Here is a 21,527-nt window from a genome sequence, read left to right on the forward strand (position 1 = left end):
GTAACATGGCTTCTCGGCCACCGATGCTCTAATGGGCACATGACTGCCCGGTAACAACCGGGTGGCCGCGGCCGGAACGGGACGTACGAGGGATCGGGACCAGTGGTGAGTGAAGCCTTGCGTAAGGTCGGCGAGCAGGGGGCCGAGGGGAACGGTGGAGCCTCTGGCGATGCTCGACCTGCGGCAGCAGAGCGGCGGCGGCCACGCAGGCGTCCCGAGCGTCGCGGAGCCAGGGCCGCGCTGCTTCCCCAGCTGATTGCGGCGGCGGTCGAACGCGACCCCTCCGCGACGGCAGTGGTCGAGGATGACCGTTCGCTCACCTACGCCGAGCTCGACGAGGCGTCCTCGCGACTCGCGCGGTACCTGATCGGCCTCGGTGTCGGTCCCGAGGACGTCGTCGCGCTCGCGATCGCCCGGTCGATCGACTCGGTGCTCGCCACCTGGGCGGTCGCGAAGACCGGTGCCGCCTTCGTGCCCGTCGACCCGAACTATCCCGCCGACCGGGTCGAGCACATGACGGTCGACTCCGGCGCGGCGCTCGGCCTGACCCTCGCCGAGAACGAACCCGCCCTGCCCTCCGCGACCCGGTGGATCGCACTCGACGATCCCGCGATCGCGCAGCAGCTCGCGGCTCTTCCGTCCGAGCCCGTCTCGTTCGACGAACGGGTCCGAACCCTGCGGGTCGAGAACACGGCCTACATCATCTACACCTCGGGGTCGACCGGACGGCCGAAGGGCGTCGTCGTGACCCATTCGGGTCTGGGGAACTTCTGCACCGAGCAGGTGGAGCGGTATGCCCTGACCTCCGACTCGCGCACGCTGCACTTCGCGTCCCCGAGCTTCGACGCCTCGATCCTCGAACTGCTGCTGGCGATCGGCGCGTCGTCGACGATGGTGATCGCCCCGACCTCCGTGTACGGCGGCGAGGAGTTCGCCGAACTCGTTGTGCAACAGCAGGTCACGCACGCCTTCGTCACCCCGGCCGCGCTGGCCTCGGTCGACCCGACGGGCCTGGGCGTGCTCGATTGCATCGTCGTCGGCGGTGAGGCGTGCCCTCCGGACCTGGTGGAGCGGTGGGCGCCGGGACGGCGATTCTTCAACGGCTACGGTCCGACCGAGACGACCATCATGACCAACATCTCGGATCCGCTGGCTCCGGGTGAGCAGATCACGATCGGTGCGCCCATCCGGAACACCACCGCGCACGTGCTGGACACACGGTTGCACGCCGTTCCGGCCGGGGTGACGGGCGAGCTCTACCTGTCGGGTCCGGGCGTGGCCCGCGGATACCACCGTCGGCCGGAGCTGACCGCCGCCCGGTTCGTCGCGGCCCCCGGCGGCACGCGCATGTACCGTTCCGGCGACCTCGTCCGCGGACCCCGGGACGCCGCATCCCCCATCGTCTACATCGGTCGGAACGACTTCCAGGTCAAGGTTCGCGGCTTCCGCATCGAACTCGGCGAGATCGACGCCGTGCTGGCCTCCTCGCCGGCAGTGGACTTCGCGGCGACGCTCGCGCGGACGGGCCCGTCCGGGCAGGCACAGCTTGTCGCGTACGTGCACGCGGCCCCCGACGCAACCGTCGACCTGCAGGAACTGTCGGCCCTGGCCGCCGAGCGGCTCCCTGCCCACATGGTGCCTTCGGCGATCGTGCCGATCGACGAGATCCCGCTCTCGCCCACCGGCAAGCTCGACCGCGACGCACTGCCCGATCCGGGGCCGATCGTCACCGAGTTCCGGGCCCCGGAAACCGGCACCGAGATCGACATCGCCGCGGTGTTCGCCGACGTGCTGGGACTCGACTCCACGCGGGTCGGCCTCGACGACGACTTCTTCGATCTCGGGGGTAACTCGCTGATCGCCACGCGAGTGGCGGCACGGCTGAGTGAGCGTCTAGGGGTACGGGTGCCTGCCCGCCTGCTGTTTGAGGGTTCGACGGTCGCCGCCCTCGCTGTCATGGTCGAACCTCTTGCCGGTGACGACCGAGCTCCGCTCGTGGCGCAGGAGCGTCCCGAGCGGGTGCCGTTGTCGCTCGCGCAGCAGCGGATGTGGTTCCTCAACCGCTTCGAACCGGAATCGGCCGTCAACAACATCCCCGGGGCGATCCGGTTGACCGGCGTCCTGGACGTCGAGGCGCTGCGCTCCGCGGTGGTCGACGTGCTCGGCCGGCACGAGTCGCTGCGGACGATCTACCCGGACGTCGACGGTGTGGGCTACCAGCAGGTGCTGCCGGTGGACGAGGTGGTGCCCGACCTGACGCCGGTCCCGGTGGCCGAGTCCGATCTGATCGCCCGGGCCACCGAGATCGTCGGCACCGGCTTCGACGTGACGACGCAGGTCCCCTTCCGGACCCGGCTGTTCGCCGTCACCGAGACCGGGACCGCGGCCGAGCACGTGCTGGTGCTGGTCGTGCACCACATCGCCGCCGACGGTTTCTCGATGGGCCCGCTCACTCGCGACATCGTCTCGGCCTACGCGGCCCGCGCCGCCGGCGGCGAGCCGGGATGGGAGCCGCTGCCGGTCCAGTACGCCGACTTCGCGATCTGGCAGCGGGAGGTGCTCGGCTCGGAGGACGATCCGGAGTCGGTCATCTCCTCGCAGGTCGGTTTCTGGCGGGACACGCTTGAGGGTCTGCCCGAGCAGCTCGACCTGCCGGCCGACCGCCCGCGCCCCGCCGTCGCCACCAATCGTGGTGCCCTGCACGAGTTCACCATCGACGAGACGCTGCACGACCGCATCGTCACGCTCGCCCGCGAACGCAACGCGACCCCGTTCATGGTGGTGCACGCCGCGCTGGCGGTGCTGCTGGCGCGTCTGTCGGGCACCGACGACATCGCGATCGGTACTCCGGTGGCCGGTCGTGGCGACGCGGCGCTCGACGATCTGGTGGGCATGTTCGTCAACACCCTCGTGCTGCGCACCCGGGTCGAGGGCGGCGAGTCGTTCGAGCAGGTGCTCGGCCGGGTGCGCGGCGCCGACCTCGAGGCGTTCGGCCACGCCGACCTGCCGTTCGAACGACTCGTCGAGATCATCGACCCCGAGCGCTCCACCGCGCGTCACCCGCTGTTCCAGGTGATGTTGTCGTTCCAGAACCTCGAGACCGGCTCCCTCGAACTTCCGCGGCTGACCGTCGAGGCCGTCGACCTCGACATCGCGACCGCCAAGTTCGACCTCCAGTTCGTCGTCACCGAGACGCCGACCGCGACCGGTGCCGCCGAGTACTCGGTGGGCTTGGCCTACGCCACCGATCTGTTCGACACCCGCACGGTCGAGCGCGTCGCCGAGCGCTTCGTCCGTCTCCTCGATGCGGTCACCGGTGATCTCTCCGTCGCTATCGGTGATGTCGACCTGCTCGACGATGCCGAACGCGTGCAGGTCCTCGAGCAGTGGAACGACACCGGCCGCGCGCTCGACGACACCTCGACCCTCGTGGATCTGTTCGCCGAGCAGGTCCGGCGGTCGCCGGATGCGGTCGCGGTGGAGTTCGAGGGCGAGTCGCTGACCTACGGCGAGTTCTCGGAGCGCGTGAACCGTCTTGCGCGGCATCTGATCTCGCTCGGTGTCGGTCCCGACGCGCGGGTGGGTCTGGCGATGCGCCGCTCGCTGGATCTGCTCGTCGGTATGTACGCGGTCGTTACGGCCGGTGGTGCCTACGTGCCGATCGATCCGGATCAGCCCGAGGATCGCAACGGGTACATCCTCGACATCGCCGCGCCCGTGGTGGTGCTGAGCACCGAACGCGACGGATTCCGCGTACCGGGGGAGAGGTCCGTCCCGAGCCTGCTCGTCGACACCCTCGACCTGTCCGCGACGGCGTCCGGGCCGGTCACCGACGCCGAGCGGACGTCTCCGCTGCGGGCGTCGAACACCGCCTACGTCATCTTCACGTCCGGGTCCACCGGGCGCCCGAAGGGTGTGGCGGTGCCGCACGGCGCGATCGTCAACCGCCTGCGCTGGATGCAGCACGAATACCCGCTCACCGGCGCCGACGTGGTGCTGCAGAAGACCCCGTTCACCTTCGATGTGTCGGTGTGGGAGTTCTTCTGGCCCTTGCAGATCGGTGCCCGACTGGTGGTCGCCGTGCCGGACGGTCACCGCGATCCGCGGTACCTGGCCTCGGTGATCGAGCGGCGCGGCGTGACCGTCGTGCACTTCGTGCCGTCGATGCTGGCGGTGTTCGTCGCCGAAGCGTCGGCCGACGAACTCACTTCGCTCCGTCACGTCTTCGCCTCCGGTGAGGCGCTCCCGCCCGCACTGGCCGCACGCACGCGGGCACTGTTGTCCGATGCCGGCCTGCACAACCTCTACGGCCCCACCGAGGCAGCCGTGGACGTGACCTACCACGAGGCCACCGACGCCGACACGGTCTCCGTGCCGATCGGCGCCCCCGTGTGGAACACCCGCGTCTACGTCCTCGACGAGCGTCTCGCGCCCGTGCCCGTGGGGGTCGCGGGAGAGCTCTATCTCGCGGGAGCTCAGCTCGCCCGCGGGTACATGCAGCGCCCCGACCTCACGGCCGAACGCTTCGTCGCCTCGCCGTTCGGCGACGGTGAGCGGCTGTACCGCACCGGCGACCTCGTGCGCTGGACGGAGGGCGCCGGCGAGCTCGACTACATCGGCCGCACCGACTTCCAGGTCAAGCTCCGCGGTCTGCGCATCGAACTCGGCGAGATCGAGACCGCGCTGCTCGTCCTCGACGAGGTCGACCAGGCCGTCGTGCTCGTCCGTCAGGACCAGCTCGTCGCCTACGTCGTCCCGCAGGCCGGTGCGACCTTCGATCAGGTGGCGGCTGGTGCGGCACTGTCCGCGCAGTTACCGGCCTACATGGTGCCCGCCACCTACGTGCTCCTCGACGCCATGCCGCTCGGTGCGTCCGGCAAGCTCGACCGCAAGGCACTGCCCGACCCGGTCTTCGAGGTCAAGGAGTTCCGCGCTCCCACCACCTCCACCGAGCAGGTCGTGGCGTCGATCTACTCCGAGGTCCTCGGTGTCGACCGCGTCGGCCTCGACGACGACTTCTTCGCGCTGGGCGGCAACTCGCTCATCGCCACCCAGGTGGTCTCCCGCATCGGTGCCGCGCTGAACGCCACCGTTCCGCTGCGCTTGCTGTTCGAGGCCTCCACCGTGGAAGAGCTTGCAGCACGCCTCGAACGCGGGGTCTCCGGCGGTCCGCGCCGGCCCCTCGTCGCCACCGAACGACCTGACCGGGTGCCGTTGTCGCTCGCGCAGCAGCGGATGTGGTTCCTCAACCGCTTCGAACCGGAATCGGCGGTCAACAACATCCCCGTGGCGATCGGCCTGTCGGGGGCACTCGACGCGGCGGCCCTGCAGGCCGCGGTCACCGACGTGCTCGGCCGGCACGAGTCGTTGCGGACGATCTACCCGGACGTCGACGGTGTGGGCTACCAGCAGGTGCTGCCGGTGGACGAGGTGGTGCCCGACCTGACGCCGGTCCCGGTGGCCGAGTCCGATCTGATCGCCCGGGCCACCGAGATCGTCGGCACCGGCTTCGACGTGACGACGCAGGTCCCCTTCCGGGCCCGGCTGTTCGCCGTCACCGAGACCGGGACCGCGGCCGAGCACGTGCTGGTGCTGGTCGTGCACCACATCGCGTCCGACGGTTTCTCGATGGGTCCGCTGACCCGCGACGTCGTGACGGCCTACGCGGCCCGCGTCTCGGGTGACGCCCCGCAGTGGGAGCCGCTGCCGGTGCAGTACGCCGACTTCGCCATCTGGCAGCGGGAGGTGCTCGGTTCGGAGGACGATCCGGAGTCGATCATCTCCTCGCAGGTCGCGTTCTGGCGGGAGACCCTCGCGGGTCTGCCCGAGCAGCTCGACCTGCCGGCGGACCGTCCGCGACCGGCGGTCGCGAGCTACCGCGGTGCCTCGCACCGGTTCGTCCTGGACTCCGAACTCCGTTCCGCCGTCCGCGATCTCGCCCGGCGCACCTCCACCACCGAGTTCATGGTCGTGCACGCGGCACTGGCGGTGCTGCTGGCGCGTCTGTCGGGCACCGACGACATCGCGATCGGCACCCCGGTGGCCGGTCGTGGCGACGCGGCGCTCGACGATCTGGTGGGCATGTTCGTCAACACCCTCGTGCTGCGCACCCGGGTGGAGGGCGGCGAGTCGTTCGAGCAGGTGCTCGGCCGGGTGCGCGGCGCCGACCTCGAAGCGTTCGGGCACGCCGACCTGCCGTTCGAGCGGCTCGTCGAGATCATCGACCCCGAACGGTCGACGGCACGGCACCCGCTGTTCCAGGTGCTCCTCGCGTTCCAGAACCTCGATGCCGGCTCCCTCGAGCTGCCCGGCCTGACCGTCTCGGCGCTCGATGTCGACGTGGCACTGGCGAAGTTCGACCTGCAGGTCACCGTCTCGGACGACGCCACCGCCGAGGGTTATCTCGTCGAATTGACTTATGCCACCGATCTGTTCGACGCCCGGACGATGGAGTCCTTCGCCGAGCGCCTGGCCCGGATCCTCACCGCGGTCGTGACCGAACCCGCACTCCCGGTCGGTGATGTCGCGCTGCTCGACGATGCCGAGCGCACCGATGTGCTCGCCACGTGGAACGCCACCGAGCACGCACTCGGCGACGCCGGGACCCTCGTCGATCTGTTCGCCGAGCAGGTCCGGCGGTCGCCGGACGCGGTCGCGGTGGAGTTCGAGGGCGAGACGCTGACCTACGGCGAGTTCTCCGAGCGTGTGAACCGTCTTGCACGACACCTGATCTCGCTCGGTGTCGGTCCCGACGCGCGGGTGGGTCTGGCGATGCGCCGCTCGCTGGATCTGCTCGTCGGTATGTACGCGGTCGTTACGGCCGGTGGTGCCTACGTGCCGATCGATCCGGATCAGCCCGAGGATCGCAACGGGTACATCCTCGACATCGCCGCGCCCGTGGTGGTGCTGACCACCGAACGCGACGGATTCTCCGTGCCGGCCACGGCATCGGTGCCGTCGCTCGCGATCGACACCCTCGACCTGTCCGCGACACCGGCCGAGCCGGTCACCGACGCCGACCGCGTCGCGCCGTTGCGGCCGTCGAACACCGCGTACTCGATCTTCACCTCCGGTTCGACGGGACGCCCGAAGGGTGTGGCGGTCGCCCATGCCTCGGTCGTCAACCAGATCCGGTGGATCACCACCGAATACGGGATCGGCCCCGACGATGTGGTGCTGCAGAAGACCCCGTTCACCTTCGACGTGTCGGTGTGGGAACTCTTCGGCACCCTCGCCGTCGGTGCGCGCATGGTGATCGCGGTCCCGGACGGGCACCGCGACCCCGCCTATCTCGGCACCGTCATCCGCGAGCGCGCGGTGACGGCGACCTCCTTCGTCCCGTCGATGCTCGCGGTGTTCGCCGCGTCGGTGTCGCCCGACGACTGCGCGTCGCTGCGCACCGTGCTCGTCGCCGGTGAAGCCTTCCCGCTGTCGGTGGCCGAGCAGTTCTCCCGGAGCAGCGACGCCGAGCTCCACAACCTCTACGGCCCCACCGAGGCCACGGTGCACGCCACCGCCCGCCCGGTCGCAGGAACGACGGGTGGTTCCGTCGCGATGGGCGCTCCGGTGTGGAACACCCGCGCCTACGTGCTCGACTCGCGACTGTCGCCGGTTCCCGCCGGTGTCGTGGGAGAGTTGTATCTCGCGGGCGTGCAGGTGGCGCGCGGTTACGTCGGCCGCCCCGATCTGACCGCCGAGCGTTTCGTCGCCTCGCCCTTCGGCGAGGGTGAACGTCTGTACCGCACGGGCGACCTCGTGCGCTGGAGCAACGACCGCAGCGGAGATCTCGAGTACCTCGGCCGCACCGACTTCCAGGTCAAGCTCCGCGGTCTGCGTATCGAGCTCGGGGAGATCGAGACCGCGCTGCTCGACCACACCGGGGTGTCGCAGGCCGCCGCGCAGGTGCGCCGCGATCAGCTCGTCGCCTACGTGGTCCCGGCCCCGAACACGACCTTCGACCGCGACGCCGCGCAGGCCGCGCTGAGCGCGGTGCTCCCGGCCTACATGGTGCCGTCGCAGTTCGTGGTCCTCGACGAGATGCCGCTCGGCAGCTCGGGCAAGGTCGACCGGAAGGCGCTGCCCGACCCGGTCTTCGAGGCTCGCGGCTTCCGTGCACCCACGACCCCGGTCGAGGAGGTCGTCGCCGGCGTGTTCGCCGACGTCCTCGGTGTCGACCGTGTCGGGCTCGACGACGACTTCTTCGCCCTCGGCGGCAACTCGCTCATCGCGACGCAGGTCGTCGCGCGCCTCGGTTCCGAACTGGGAACCGTTGTGCCCGTTCGTGTCCTGTTCGAGGCGCCCGGCGTAGCCGCTCTCGCCGCCCGCGTCGAGCAGAGCGAGGCCCAGGGCCGCACGCCGCTCGTCGCACAGGAACGTCCCGAGCGGGTCCCACTGTCGCTCGCGCAGCAGCGCATGTGGTTCCTCAACCGCTTCGACACCGAATCGTCGGTCAACAACATCCCGGTCGCGGTCCGCCTGACCGGGGCGCTCGACCTCGACGCGTTGCGGGCAGCGGTCCAGGATCTGCTCGCCCGGCACGAGGTGCTCCGCACGGTCTATCCGGAAGTGGACGGACGTCCCTATCAGCTGATCCTCCCGGTCGCGGAAGCCGCGCCCGACATCGACGTCGAATCGGCCACCGAGGACGACCTGCTGCAGAAGGTGACGGCGGTCGTCTCCCGCGGGTTCGACGTCACCACCGAGATCCCGTTGCGCGCACGATTGTTCGAGCTCTCCGAGCGCGATCACGTGCTCGTGTTCGTCGTCCACCACATCAGCGCCGACGGCTGGTCCATCTCGCCGTTGACCCGCGACGTGATGACGGCCTACATGTCCCGCGCCGAGGGGCAGGTTCCCGGTTGGGCACCGCTGCCCGTGCAGTACGCCGATTTCGCGATCTGGCAGCGCGACGTGCTCGGCGACGAGGACGATGCCGCGAGCCTGCTCGCGGCGCAGGCCGACTTCTGGAAACGCACCCTCGCCGGGCTTCCGGACGAGCTGAACCTGCCGATGGACCGGCCGCGTCCGGCGGTGCAGTCGTTCGCCGGTGGCATGGTCGGATTTACGATCGATGCGGATACGCACCGCGGTCTCGCGGCGCTCGCGCGGCGGACCGGCACGACGATGTTCATGGTCGTGCACACCGCGCTCGCGGTGTTCCTCGCGCGGATGGCCGACACCGACGACGTCGCGATCGGCACGCCTATCGCGGGTCGCGGTGAGGCCGAGGTCGACGACCTGATCGGCATGTTCGTCAACACCCTCGTGCTGCGCAGCCGGGTGGACACGGGTGAGGGCTTCTCCGACCTGCTCGCACGGGTGCGCGAGGCCGACCTCGAGGCGTTCGCTCATGCCGACATCCCGTTCGAGCGGCTCGTGGAGATCATCGACCCCGAACGGTCGACGGCACGCCACCCGCTGTTCCAGGTGGTCCTGTCGTTCCAGAATTTTCGTGAGGCAGCGCTCGAACTTCCGGGCCTGACGGTCTCAGGAGTCCCGTTCGACGTCGACACTGCGAAGTTCGATCTCTCGCTCATACTGCGTGAGCAGTACGACGAGGAGGGCGAGCCCGCCGGCATCGGAGCCGAGTTCTCCTACGCGACGGCCCTGTTCGATCGGCGGACCGTGGAGGAGTTCGCGCGCAGGTTCTCGATGTTGCTCACTGGCGCGTTGGACACTCCGGAGGCGCCCGTCGGCGACCTGGCGATCCTCGACGTGGATGAGTTCGACCGCCTCATCCACGTCCGCGGTGGTCACGTGACCACTGGAGGAAGTTTCAGCGATATCCTCACGCGGGGGGGCGCGATGGATCCCGACGCCGTGGCAGTGCGGTACGAGGGACGGTCGATCACCTACCGCGAACTCGACGAAACCTCGTCGCGACTGGCCCGCTTGCTCATCGAGCGTGGTGCCGGACCGGAGAACTTCGTGGCCGTGTCCTTCCCCCGTTCGTACGAGATGGTGCTCAGCGTGTGGGCGATCGCGAAGACCGGCGCCGCGCACCTGCCCGTCGACCCGACCTATCCGGACGACCGCGTGCGCTACATGCTCGACGACTCCGGGGCCACCCTGGGCATCACGTCGTCCGAGTTCGTCGGCGGACTGCCCGACGACGCGGAATGGCTGCTGATCGACGACCCGGCGTTCGCCGCCGACGTCGAATCCCGCTCCGCCGCACCGATCACCGACGCCGACCGGGTACGCCCGATCCGGGTTCACCACCCGGCCTACCTGATCTACACCTCGGGGTCGACCGGCAAGCCCAAGGGCGTCGTCGTCACCCACGCCGGCCTCGGCGGTGTGGTCGACACTGCTGCCGATCTCTACCATCTCCGTGCAGGGCACCGCTCCCTGCACATCTGTTCGCCGAGCTTCGACCCATCGGTGCTCGAGTGGACAGCCACGTTCTCCAGCGGTGCCACTCTGGTGATCGTGCCGGCAGGGATCATCGGCGGGCCGGATCTCGCCGAGTTACTGCGGGCGGAGGGGGTGACACATGTGACGATCACTCCGGCCGTGCTGGGCACCATGGATCCGACCGGCCTCGACAGTGTGGAAACGATCTGTGTCGGCGGCGACGTCACCACGCCCGAACTGCTCGCGCAATGGGCGGCGGGACGGAGGTACTTCAACGGCTACGGCCCGACCGAGGCGACCATTATGACTACCTTCGGTAGGCTCCAGCCGGGACGGCCGATCACCATCGGTAGTCCTACACACGGAGTGTCGGCCCTGGTGCTCGACTCGCGTCTGCGTCCCGTGGCCGCCGGTATGGCGGGTGAGCTCTACGTGGCCGGCCGGGCACTCGCCCGCGGATACCACCGCCGCAACGCGCTGACCGCCGAGCGGTTCGTCCCCAACCCCTACGGCGAACCCGGCGACCGCATGTACCGCACCGGCGACGTCGTCCGGTGGCGGCCCGTCGAGGACCGGCTCGAGATCGAGTTCGTCGGCCGCAGCGACTTCCAGGTCAAGGTGCGCGGTTTCCGCATCGAACTCGGTGAGATCGACGCGGTCCTCAGCGCACACGAGTCCGTGAACTGGGCGACGACGGTGGGGCGGTCCACCCCGTCCGGTGCGACCGTCCTCGCGTCCTACGTGCTGCCCGTCCGCGGCCGCACGATCGACACCGCGGAGTTGACGGAATTCGTGTCGCGATCGTTGCCGCCGCACATGGTGCCGTCGGCGATCGTGGTGCTCGACGAGGTGCCGCTGACCCCGGTGGGCAAGCTCGATCGTGATGCTCTGCCGGAGCCGGTGATCGAAGAGCGCGAGTACCGAGCTCCCGCTACGCCGTACGAGGAGATCGTGGCACGGACATACGCAGAGGTGTTGGGCGTGCCCCGGGCTGGGGTGGACGACGACTTCTTCACTCTCGGGGGCAACTCGCTGATCGCCACGCGGGTGGCGGCGCGGATTTCCAAAGCGCTCGGTGTGCGGGTCACCGTGCGCGAACTCTTCGAATCCTCCACTGTGGCGGGACTCGCTGCCGTGGTCGAGTCTCTCGCCGGGGGGGATCGCATACCTTTGGTGCCAGGCCCTCGTCCCGAGACGATTCCACTATCCTTCGCGCAACAGCGCATGTGGTTCCTGAATCGCTTCGATTCGGCCTCGGCGGCGAACAACATCCCCGTCGCACTGCGTCTGCGCGGGACACTCGACGCCGATGCGCTCGGTGCCGCGGTCGCGGATCTTGTCGAACGACATGAACCCCTTCGGACGATCTATCCGGACCGCGACGGTGTGGGCAGCCAGTTGGTCCTGCCTGTCTCGAAGGCTATCCCGGTGTTACGAGTCGAGGAGGTCCAGAGCTCGGAGATCGAAAGTCGAGTGATCCATGCAGTGATGACGGGATTCGATATCACCGTCGAAGTGCCCTGGCGACTAGAACTCTTACGGACGGGCGACGAGTACGTTCTGATCATCGTGGTCCATCACATCGCTGCCGACGGTGCGTCGATGGAGCCGTTCGTGCGTGATCTCGTCACCGCCTACCTCGCCCGTAGGGCGGGGGCGGTGCCCGGCTGGGAACCACTCGCCGTGCAGTATGCGGACTTCACCCTGTGGCAGCGGTCCGTCCTGGGCGACGAGGATGATCCGGATTCGACGATCTCGAAAGACATCGCCTACTGGACATCGGTTCTTGCGGATCTACCGGATCGTCTCGAACTGCCCACCGACCGGCCACGCCCGGCCGGGGCGTCGGGCCGCGGGGCGGTCGTCGAGTTCGAGATCGACCCGGCCCTGCACGAGGCCGTCGTCGAACTCGGCCGGGCCGCGGGATGTTCGCCCTTCATGGTCTTCCACGCGGCCTTCGCCGTTCTATTGTCCCGGATCTCGGGTGCGAACGACATCGCGATCGGCACCCCGGTCGCGGGCCGCGGCGAGCAGGCGCTCGACGATCTGATCGGCATGTTCGTCAACACACTCGTGCTGCGGACCACCGTCACTCCCGAGCGGACGTTCGCCGACGTCCTGCGCGAGGTCCGCGCCTCGGACATCGACGCGTTCGCCCACGCCGACCTGCCCTTCGAGCGGCTCGTGGAGGTCCTCGACCCTGTTCGTTCCGCTGGTCACCATCCGCTGTTCCAGGTGGCCCTGTTCTTCCAGAACATGGAGCGACCCGACCTCGCCCTGCCCGGACTGGACGTCGAGCCGGTGGATCTCGGTGGCAGCATCGCCAAGTTCGATCTGCAGCTCACCGTCGGACCGCGAGAGGTCGAGGGACGTCCCGCCGGTATGGATGCCCAGTTCACCTATGCCACGGACCTTTTCGACGAGACGACGGTGCGGTCGCTCGCCGCCCGTCTCGTGACGGTCCTCGAATCGCTCACCGGCGACGTCGAGATGGTCGTCGGTGACGTCGACCTGCTGGCCGCGCCGGAGCGACACGCGCTCACCGTCGAGGTGAACGCCACCGAGCGACCGGTCGATGCGCAGACCCTGCTCTCGCGCTACCGCGCGCAGGTCGCCTCGACCCCGGACTCCACCGCAGTCGTCTTCGGCGACGACGCCCTCACCTATACGGAGTTCGACGCGCGGGTCAACCGCCTCGCCCGTCACCTGATCTCGGTCGGTGTCGGACCCGAATCGCTTGTCGCGCTGGGTATCCGGCGCTCGATCGATCTGGTCGCCGCCATGTACGCGGTCGTCACGGCGGGCGGGGCCTACGTGCCGCTCGACCCCGACCACCCGGCCGACCGGATCAGCCACATCCTCGACACCGCACGACCGGTGTGCGTGCTCAGCACCACCGCCGACGCCGGGGATCTCCCGGCCGGGGTCGAGACGATCCTCGTCGACGACCCGGCTCTGCCCGACCATCCGGCAGAGCCCGTGCGCGAGGACGAACTGCGGGGCACCGTCCAGGCCGCCTCACCGGCCTACGTGATCTTCACGTCCGGATCCACCGGACGTCCGAAGGGTGTGTCCGTCCCCCACGAGGCGATCGTCAATCAGCTCGAGTGGATGGCCGCGGAGTACGACATCTCGCCCGGCGACGTGTACCTCCAGAAGACCGCCACGACCTTCGACGTGTCGCTGTGGGGTTACTTCCTGCCGCTGCGCACCGGCGGTACGCTCGTCGTCGCGACCCACGACGGTCACCGCGACCCGGCCTACGTGGCCGACGCGATCGTCCGGTACGGCGTCACGCTCACCGACTTCGTCCCGTCCATGCTCACCGTCTTCGCCGCCCACGCCCCGGCGGGTAGCTGCGCCGGCCTGCGCCACGTCTTCGTCATCGGCGAGGCCCTCCCGCCGGAGACCGTGACGGCCTTCCGGCGTCTCGGTGACGCGGCGGTCCACAACCTCTACGGCCCCACCGAGGCCGCGGTCTCGGCGACCTACTGGGGCGCCGAGGACGGCGACCATTCCGTGCCGATCGGCGTTCCCGAAGCGAACGTGCAGGTATACGTGCTGGATTCGCGTCTGCGTCCCACCCCGGTGGGAACCCCGGGCGAGCTGTATCTCGGTGGCGTGCAACTCGCGCGCGGCTACGAGAAGCGCCCCGACCTCACGTCCGACCGGTTCGTCGCGAGTCCCCTCGGGGTGCGGGGAAGCAGGATGTACCGCACCGGCGATCTCGTGCGGTGGCGCCGCATCGCCGACGGTGCCCTCGTCCTGGACTATCTCGGCCGCACCGACTTCCAGGTCAAGTTCCGCGGTCAGCGCATCGAACTGGGCGAGATCGAGACGGCGCTGCTCGGCTGCGCCGAGGTGAGCCAGGCCGTCGCGCTCGTCGTGCCGACACCGACCGGTGAGCAGCTGGTCGCCTACGTCGTGCCGGCACCCGGGCACACTGTCGACAAGGCGGTCCTGCTCGACGCCGTGCGTAGCGTCCTGCCGTCGTACATGGTGCCGTCGGCGGTCGTCGTGCTCGATGCGTTCCCGCTCAACACCAGCGGCAAGCTCGACCGCAAGGCCCTGCCGGAGCCCGTCTTCGAGGTCCGCGAATTCCGCGCTCCCCGTAGCCCGATCGAGGAGATCGTCGCGAACGTCTATGCCGAGGTGTTAGGCGTACCCCGCGTCGGTGTCGACGACGACTTCTTTGAGCTGGGCGGAAACTCACTGATCGCAACTCGAGTGGTAAGTCGCCTACGCGAGAAGATCGGTGTCGAGGTTCGAGTCCAATGGCTCTTTGCCGAAACCACCGTCGAGGCGCTGGCACAGCGGATCGCGTTCGATCTCGATAGCGGGGAAGCGTTCGATCCGTCGGACGACAATTCGATGCAGATCCTGTTGCCGCTTCGGACTCGTGGTAGCGGCAAGGCGCTCTTTTGTGTGCATCCTCTGTACGGTTTGGCATGGACGTATTCGGGTCTGACCCATTTTGTGCGCGACCGTCCTGTCTATGGCGTCCAATCCCGGATTCTGTCGGAGGACGGTTACCGACCTAAGTCCCTCGCCGAGATGACCGCCCGCTATGTGGAGGAGATCAGGATTGTGCAACCCGAAGGGCCCTATCATCTGATGGGCTGGTCGCTCGGTGGCGTGCTCGCTCACGAAATGGCTGTCCGTCTTCAGGGGGAGAACGAACAGGTTGGGAGTCTGACAATGCTCGACAGCCGACTGAACCTGAAGGTGGGGGATTTCCGGGACACCATTCGTGACGAGCTCGCCCAGATCGGCGTCGTCCTTGAGGATGGGGACAACGTGATGGCATTGTCCGACGAACACCTGGAAAAGTTGTGGGAGATGATCCCGCAGGAGATGTTCGCCCTCTCTCCCGAGCGGTTTCGAGACCTGTACGAAGGTGCGCTCCATTCCGCCGAGCTCATCGCCTCGCATACTCCGGGTGTTTTCGAGGGGGATCTGCTCTACTTCACCGCTGCGGATCATTCGCCGAACCAGGACGATGTCGAGCAGCAGTGGTCACATCTTGTGACCGGCAGCATCAAGGACGTTCCGGTCGGTTGCGTCCACGGGGCGATGATGACGCCGGAGTCGCTCGCGGCGATCGGCCCTGTACTCGACGAGTACCTGAGAAGGAAGCAGATGTAACGAGTTGCTTCCGCATCCCGACGCATGTAACTGTACGAAACCTGTAATCAGGTAGGTTCCGTTCGTCACCGTCGAACCCGACGCCGACAACCGCTGCCCAACTCGAAAAGGTGAGAGAACCGTATGAAGCATCCGATGCGAGGATCCGGACGACTTCGTGTATTGACCGTTGGCGCGGCATGCGCAGTTTTTTCGGCGGCGTTGTCGTTCGCTCCGGCAATCGCACAGCCGGCGGACCCGGTGGTAGAGAGCCAGCAACCGCTCCAGTCGGTAACCAGTGAAAACGGTTCGAAGATCACTCGTATCGAGAAGTACGATGACCAGCAGCTGCTGGTCTACGTGTACTCCGCTTCAATGGACAAGGAGATCCTGCTCGACGTCTGGCGTCCGGCCGACACGAGCGAGCCGCGCCCGACGCTGTACCTCCTCAACGGCGCCGGCGGCGGCGAGGACAGTGCCACCTGGCGTTTCCGTACCGACGCGATCGAGTTCTTCAAGGACAAGAACGTCAACGTCGTCTCGCCGGTCGGCGGAAAGTGGAGCTACTACACCGACTGGAAGAACGAGGACCCGGAGCTCGGCGTCAACAAGTGGGAGACCTTCCTTACGAAGGAGGTCCCGCCGCTGATCGACGCCGCGCTCGGCACCAACGGCGTCAACGCGATCGCCGGTCTGTCGTCCTCGGGTACGTCCGTCCTGCAGCTGCCCATCGCTGCTCCCGGCCTGTACCAGGGCGTCGCGGCCTACAGCGGGTGCGCGCAGACCTCCGACCCGATCGGTCAGCAGTTCGTCAAGCTCGTCGTCGAGACCTGGGGTGGCGGCGACACCCGCAACATGTGGGGCGAGCTCGACGATCCGGCCTGGGTCGAGAACGATCCCTACGTGCACGCCGAGGAGCTGCGCGGACTCGATCTGTACATCTCCAACGGCACCGGCCTGCCCGGACGTTACGACACCCTGGCCGGCCCCGAAATCGACGGTGAGGTCGACGTGCTCGCCAACCAGATCATCGTCGGCGGTGTCATCGAGGCTGCGACCAACTACTGCACGCACAACCTCCGTGGCCGCCTCGACCAGCTGGGCATCCCCGCCACCTACAACTTCCGCGACTCCGGCACCCACTCGTGGGGTTACTGGCAGGACGACCTCAAGGATTCGTGGCCCGTCCTCGAGAAGGCACTCGGTCTGACTTCGTAAGTCCGGCCGGTCCGTCGCGACCAGGTGTGAGAAGGCCCCTCTTCGCCAGGGGGGTTCACATGATCGTCGCAACACTCTCAACGAGAGGTTGCGACGATCATGTCGTTTACGGAGGACTGCGACCGGTTCGGTGACCAACTGGCACGACTGATCGATGCCGGGATTCCGGTCAAGGAGGCCGCGGCCGCATTCGGGCTGCCCCGACAGCGGTGTTACGCGATTTTGAGGGCGATCGGCCGGCCGGCGGGTAGATCCCGTGGCCGGGCCGGCACCGCCGACCCTGCGCTGATCGTGTCTGTCTACAACGAGACCGGTTCGATCACCCGGGCGGCGAAGGCCTCGAAGGTGGCGCATTCGGTGGCCCGCCGGATCCTGGTCGACGAGGGACTGGTCCGCACAGGGAAGATCTCGCCGAAGGGCAAACCCGAAGCCAAGCGTCGTTGTCTGGAGTTGATCGCAGCCGGGTGGTCGGCCAGACGAGCAGCCCGTGAGGTCGGGGTCAACGAACGCACCGCACGGGACTGGCGGCAGGGGATCCGGCGTTCGAACAGCAAGCGGATTCACCCCGATGGGCGGGTCGTGGATTACCACCACGGAACCGTCTACACACAGTCTGTGACCAGTGCGACCAGAGTGACCTGCGATGACAGCGGACGGCCGGCGATCAGCGACCGGTATCTGTCGACCGAGGACCGGATCGCGATCGCCGACGGCCTGCTCGTCGAGGATTCGTTGCGGGCCATCGCCGCTCGGATCGGCAAGAACGTCTCGACCGTCTCGCGGGAGGTTCGTCGGCACAGCATCGAGGGCAGGTACCTGCCGTATCAGGCCGATCGAGCCGCCGCTGCCGCCCGGGCGCGGCCCAAGCAGTCCAAACTGGTGGTGAACACGGTCCTGCGGGCAGCGGTCGAGGAAGGCCTGTCCCGGAAGTTGTCGCCGGAGCAGATCTCGCACCGTCTGCGCCGGGATCATCCCGACGACGAAAGTATGCGGGTGAGCCACGAAACGATCTATCAAGCCCTCTACTTCCAAGCTCGAGGTGGGCTCAAAAAGCACGTGCAACAGGCACTTCGGACCGGACGGGCGAGACGTAAACCGCACCGCGCGGACGGTCAGCGGTATCAGCGATTCACCGATCCGATGGTGATGATCAGTGACCGGCCCGCCGAGGTCGCCGACCGTGCGGTGCCCGGACACTGGGAGGGCGATTTGATCACCGGTGAGCTGAACAAGACCGCGATCGGCACCCTCGTCGAACGCACCACCCGTTACACGATGTTGCTGCACCTGCCGAACGGGCACGACGCCGAATCCGTGCGGGACGCGCTCATCGCCGCGATGAAAGACCTGCCCGCGCATCTTCGTGGCTCGCTGACCTGGGATCAGGGCGCCGAGATGGCCCGGCACAAACAGTTCGGTATCGCCGCCGATATGGCCGTGTACTTCTGTGACCCGGCCAGCCCCTGGCAACGCGGCACCAACGAGAACACCAACGGACTGCTGCGGCAGTATTTCCCCAAGGGCACCGATCTGAGTGTCTACAGCCCGGCGGACCTCGAGCACGTCGCCCAGGAACTCAACGGCCGGCCACGCACAACGCTCGGCTGGGATACTCCAGCCGAGCGTCTGCGTGATCTAATCCCCACCAACTAACAGCGGTGTTGCGTCGACCCCTTGAAACCGCCCAGCGGAGAGGGGCCTTCCCCATTCGTGTGGTCGAGTCGGCTCGACGGGTGACGCTCGGATCAATTCTGTTCGGCCGAGCGCCGATATCCGACGACGGCGGGGAGGACGAAGATCGCCACCATCCCGGCCGACCACAGGACCGTCTTCAGGAACGGTTCCGCGATCGGACCGCCCATCGCGAGCGAGCGCATGGTGTCGATCGCGCAGGACATCGGCTGGTTCGCCACCACGGGTTGCAGCCAGCTCGGATACGCCATGACCGGCACGAACCCCGAGTTGAAGAACATGAGCAGCGTGCACAGGATCGAGACGGTCTCGACGAGGGGAGTGCGTCCCGGCAGGGTCGCCAGAGCCGTCACCATCATCGCGAATCCGAGACCGAAGATCAGTGGGACCACGAGGCTGAGCAGGGTGGGGCCGATGCCCTGCGTGAACCGGAAACCCAACGCCATGCCGGCGCCGAAGATCACGAGAGAGGTGACGAACACGCGCACCATCTCCGCCATCAACCGCCCCACCAGACCGGACGAGCGGTGGACGGGCAGCGTGTGGAACCGGCTCAGCAGGCCGGAATCGCGTTCGGTGCGCAGCCCCACCGCGCTGACGACCGAGCCGAACATCGCGCCGACGAGCACGATCATGGGCACGGTGCCGAAGATCGACGAATAGCCGGTCGCGGCGGTGATGCTGTCGCCGAGCACGATGCGGAACATCACCAGGGTGAGCGCCGGATAGATGAGCGCCTGGATCATCGTGGCCGGATCGCGGGCCCAGCGGAGCAGCAGGCGACCGCACTGCAGGCGGCTGTGCTCCCACAGTGCGCCGAGGGAACTCTCGCTGCGGACGCGATCCGGTTCGGGATAGGCGAAGGCGCGACCCGGAGTCCCTGCCCGCTCCCGCGATCGGGCCCGTGCCCGCTGTGTCTCGACGGTCTTGCTCATCGACTCACTCCCGCCTCGTCGCGGCCCACACGGCGCCCGGGATGCAGATCACGGCCAGCCCGATCATCCAGAACAGGCTCGGCCGGAAGACCTCCCAGGTCACGCCGTCCTGGGCCATGTCGCGCATCGCGAAGGAGAACTGTGAGATCGGCTGGTTGCGGACGAACGGTCTGATCCACTCCGGGAATCCCTCCTCGGGCACGAAACCGCACGAGAGCATCCCGAGGATCAGCTGCGGCAGGGTCAGCGCCTGCGCTGTGGCCTCGGGGCTCCGGGACAGACATCCGATCGCGTCGGCGCCCAGGCACAACAACAGGCTGATGATCAGTGCGGTCGCGCAGAACAACGCTGCCTGCCCGGGCCCGGCGGAGAAACGGAAACCGATGAGATAACCGAATCCGATCGCCGCGGCCAAGGAGATGACCGACCGCACCATGCTCGCCGTCATCCGTGACGCCAGGGGCGCCGCCGGGGCGACGGGCATCGTCTGCAGACGCGAGGTCACACCGGTCGTGCCCTCCTGCGCTGCCAGCTGCGCCGCGGAGATGGCGGTGAACGCCATCGACTGCAACACGATGATGGGCATCAGGAACTGCGCGTAGTCGATGCCCTGCAACTGCATCACGAACTTGAGCGGCAGATAGAAGCCGAGACCGAAGACGAACGGTGCCAGGACCGCGAGGACCAACTCGCCGTACCGCGCCATCGTGCGCAACGACCGGAGCGTCAGCACCCACCACTGCTCGACGCCCGACGGCGTGATCCGGCGGTGGACACCTCCCCGACGTGCGGGAAGGGTGGACGAGGAGTCGGTGAACGAGACCGTGGAGGCTTCCGTCCCGCGGACCGTCTCGTCGGTGCGGGCCGTCACGGCCGCTCACCTGCCGGCGCAGGCACCGCTCGTTCCGCCTCGGGCGGCGCTGTCGGGCCGCCGTTCGTAGGGCCACCGTCCGTCGGACCGCCGCCGTCGGAAGCGGAGTGCCCGGTGAGGCGGAGGAAGACGTCGTCGAGCGAGGGACGTCGCAGACCGATGTCGGCGAGTTCGATGCCCAGGGGTTCGATGCGCCGCAGCACCTCGGTGAGGGTCGCGGCGCCGTCCGGTGCCGGGACGGACACCCGATCCGTGTCGGGGACCGTACCCACCAGGACGTCCTGGGGGAGAAGACCGTTCAGGGCGTGCAGGATCTCGGGTATCGCCCGCGGGTCGGCCGGAACGATCTCGCAGTGGGTGCCACCCGCGGAGGACTTCAGCTGGTTCGCGGTGCCTTCCGCGATCACGGTGCCCTTGTCGATGACGATGATGTTGTCGCTCAGCACGTCGGCCTCTTCGAGGTACTGCGTCGTCAGGAGCACCGTGATGCCCTGGTCCTTGAGCGCCCCCACCAGCGACCACACGCCCTGCCGGCTGCGCGGGTCGAGACCGGTGGTCGGCTCGTCGAGGAAGACCACCTTGGGACGGACCACGAGGCCGCACGCGATGTCGACCCGTCGGCGCATACCGCCGGAATAACCCTTCACGGGGCGGCGACCGGCGTCGACGAGATCGAACTCCCGGAGCAGATCGTCGGCGCGCCGGGTGGCCGACTTCTTGTCCAGACCCATCAGGCGGCCGAACAGGATCAGGTTCTCCCGGCCGGTGAGGGTGTCGTCGAGCGCGGCGAACTGGCCGGTCATCATGATCGACCGCCGGACCGCTGCGGCGTCGGCGACCACATCGTGCCCGGCGACCACGGCGCGACCCGAGGTGGGACGCAACAGTGTCGACAGCACCTTGACCATCGTGGTCTTGCCGGCGCCGTTGGGGCCGAGGATGCCGAGGACACGGCCCGGCGGTGCAGAGAAGCTGATCCCGTCGAGTGCGTGGACGTCGCCGAACGACTTGTGGACGTCCTCCACGAGAACTGCCTGGTCGTGATCGCTCACATCACACCCCGCCGTAGATCTCGGTCCCCGTCGGGGACGGGTCGGTCCGTCACCGTCGGAATCGTACCGGTGCGCACGATCCCGGGAGGGGTGGACGGACATGCGCGTCGGCGCCGACGTCCCTTCCCCTCGGGGTGTTCACGCCGGTCGGTCAGGACCAGACGCCGAGATCTTCGAGGTGTTCGACGAGTCGGTGGGCCCCGTCGGTGAAGTGTTCGCGCGTCTCGCGTCCGGCGGCCTCGACGTCACCGGTGCGCAGCGCCTGCAGCAACCGCTCGT

The 21,527-nt window shown here is 68.0% G+C and carries 7 protein-coding genes; 3 read left to right on the top strand and 4 right to left on the bottom strand.

The window, feature by feature from the left end; all coding sequences use genetic code 11:
- Nucleotides 1–105 precede the first annotated feature (105 nt).
- The 3 genes from M3330_RS18095 to M3330_RS18105 all read left to right on the top strand — a co-directional run bounded on the left by M3330_RS18095 (nucleotide 106) and on the right by M3330_RS18105 (nucleotide 18,351).
- The gene (locus M3330_RS18095) at nucleotides 106–15,501 is read left to right on the top strand and encodes a non-ribosomal peptide synthetase (protein WP_254583093.1); all 15,396 of its coding nucleotides are present in this window, start codon (nucleotides 106–108) and stop codon (nucleotides 15,499–15,501) included.
- 135 nt (nucleotides 15,502–15,636) lie between these two features.
- Nucleotides 15,637–16,698 (top strand): alpha/beta hydrolase family protein, encoded by a 1,062-nt coding sequence (locus M3330_RS18100; RefSeq protein WP_033097162.1) that lies wholly within the window; start codon nucleotides 15,637–15,639, stop codon nucleotides 16,696–16,698.
- Nucleotides 16,699–17,151: 453 nt separating this feature from the next.
- A complete protein-coding gene (locus tag M3330_RS18105) occupies nucleotides 17,152–18,351 on the top strand; it encodes an IS30 family transposase (protein ID WP_255028929.1) in 1,200 nt (399 codons plus the stop codon).
- 92 nt (nucleotides 18,352–18,443) lie between these two features.
- On the opposite strand, the gene M3330_RS18110 is transcribed toward M3330_RS18105, so the two are convergent.
- The 4 genes from M3330_RS18110 to M3330_RS18125 all read right to left on the bottom strand — a co-directional run bounded on the left by M3330_RS18110 (nucleotide 18,444) and on the right by M3330_RS18125 (nucleotide 21,519).
- A complete protein-coding gene (locus tag M3330_RS18110) occupies nucleotides 18,444–19,325 on the bottom strand; it encodes an ABC transporter permease (RefSeq protein ID WP_033096987.1) in 882 nt (293 codons plus the stop codon).
- A gap of 4 nt (nucleotides 19,326–19,329) precedes the next feature.
- Nucleotides 19,330–20,196 carry an ABC transporter permease gene (locus tag M3330_RS18115; protein WP_033096988.1) on the bottom strand — a complete coding sequence of 289 codons (867 nt, stop codon included), beginning with the start codon at nucleotides 20,194–20,196 and terminating at the stop codon, nucleotides 19,330–19,332.
- Nucleotides 20,193–21,248, bottom strand: a complete 1,056-nt coding sequence (locus tag M3330_RS18120) for a daunorubicin resistance protein DrrA family ABC transporter ATP-binding protein (RefSeq protein ID WP_033096989.1) — start codon at nucleotides 21,246–21,248, stop codon at nucleotides 20,193–20,195. Before M3330_RS18120 ends, M3330_RS18115 begins: the two co-directional genes overlap by 4 nt.
- A gap of 151 nt (nucleotides 21,249–21,399) precedes the next feature.
- Entirely contained in the window at nucleotides 21,400–21,519 is a 120-nt protein-coding gene (locus M3330_RS18125) for a hypothetical protein (protein WP_033096990.1), read from the bottom strand.
- Nucleotides 21,520–21,527 lie beyond the last annotated feature (8 nt).

The organism is Rhodococcus sp. GA1, from assembly GCF_024321955.1.
GTDB lineage: Bacteria > Actinomycetota > Actinomycetes > Mycobacteriales > Mycobacteriaceae > Rhodococcus > Rhodococcus pyridinivorans.

What these genes read in the sequence shown, in the direction of transcription:
- M3330_RS18100 (WP_033097162.1), top strand. Translation starts at nt 15,637, where the DNA reads ATGCGAGGATCCGGACGACTTCGTGTATTGACCGTTGGCGCGGCATGC.
- M3330_RS18110 (WP_033096987.1), bottom strand. Translation starts at nt 19,325, where the DNA reads ATGAGCAAGACCGTCGAGACACAGCGGGCACGGGCCCGATCGCGGGAG.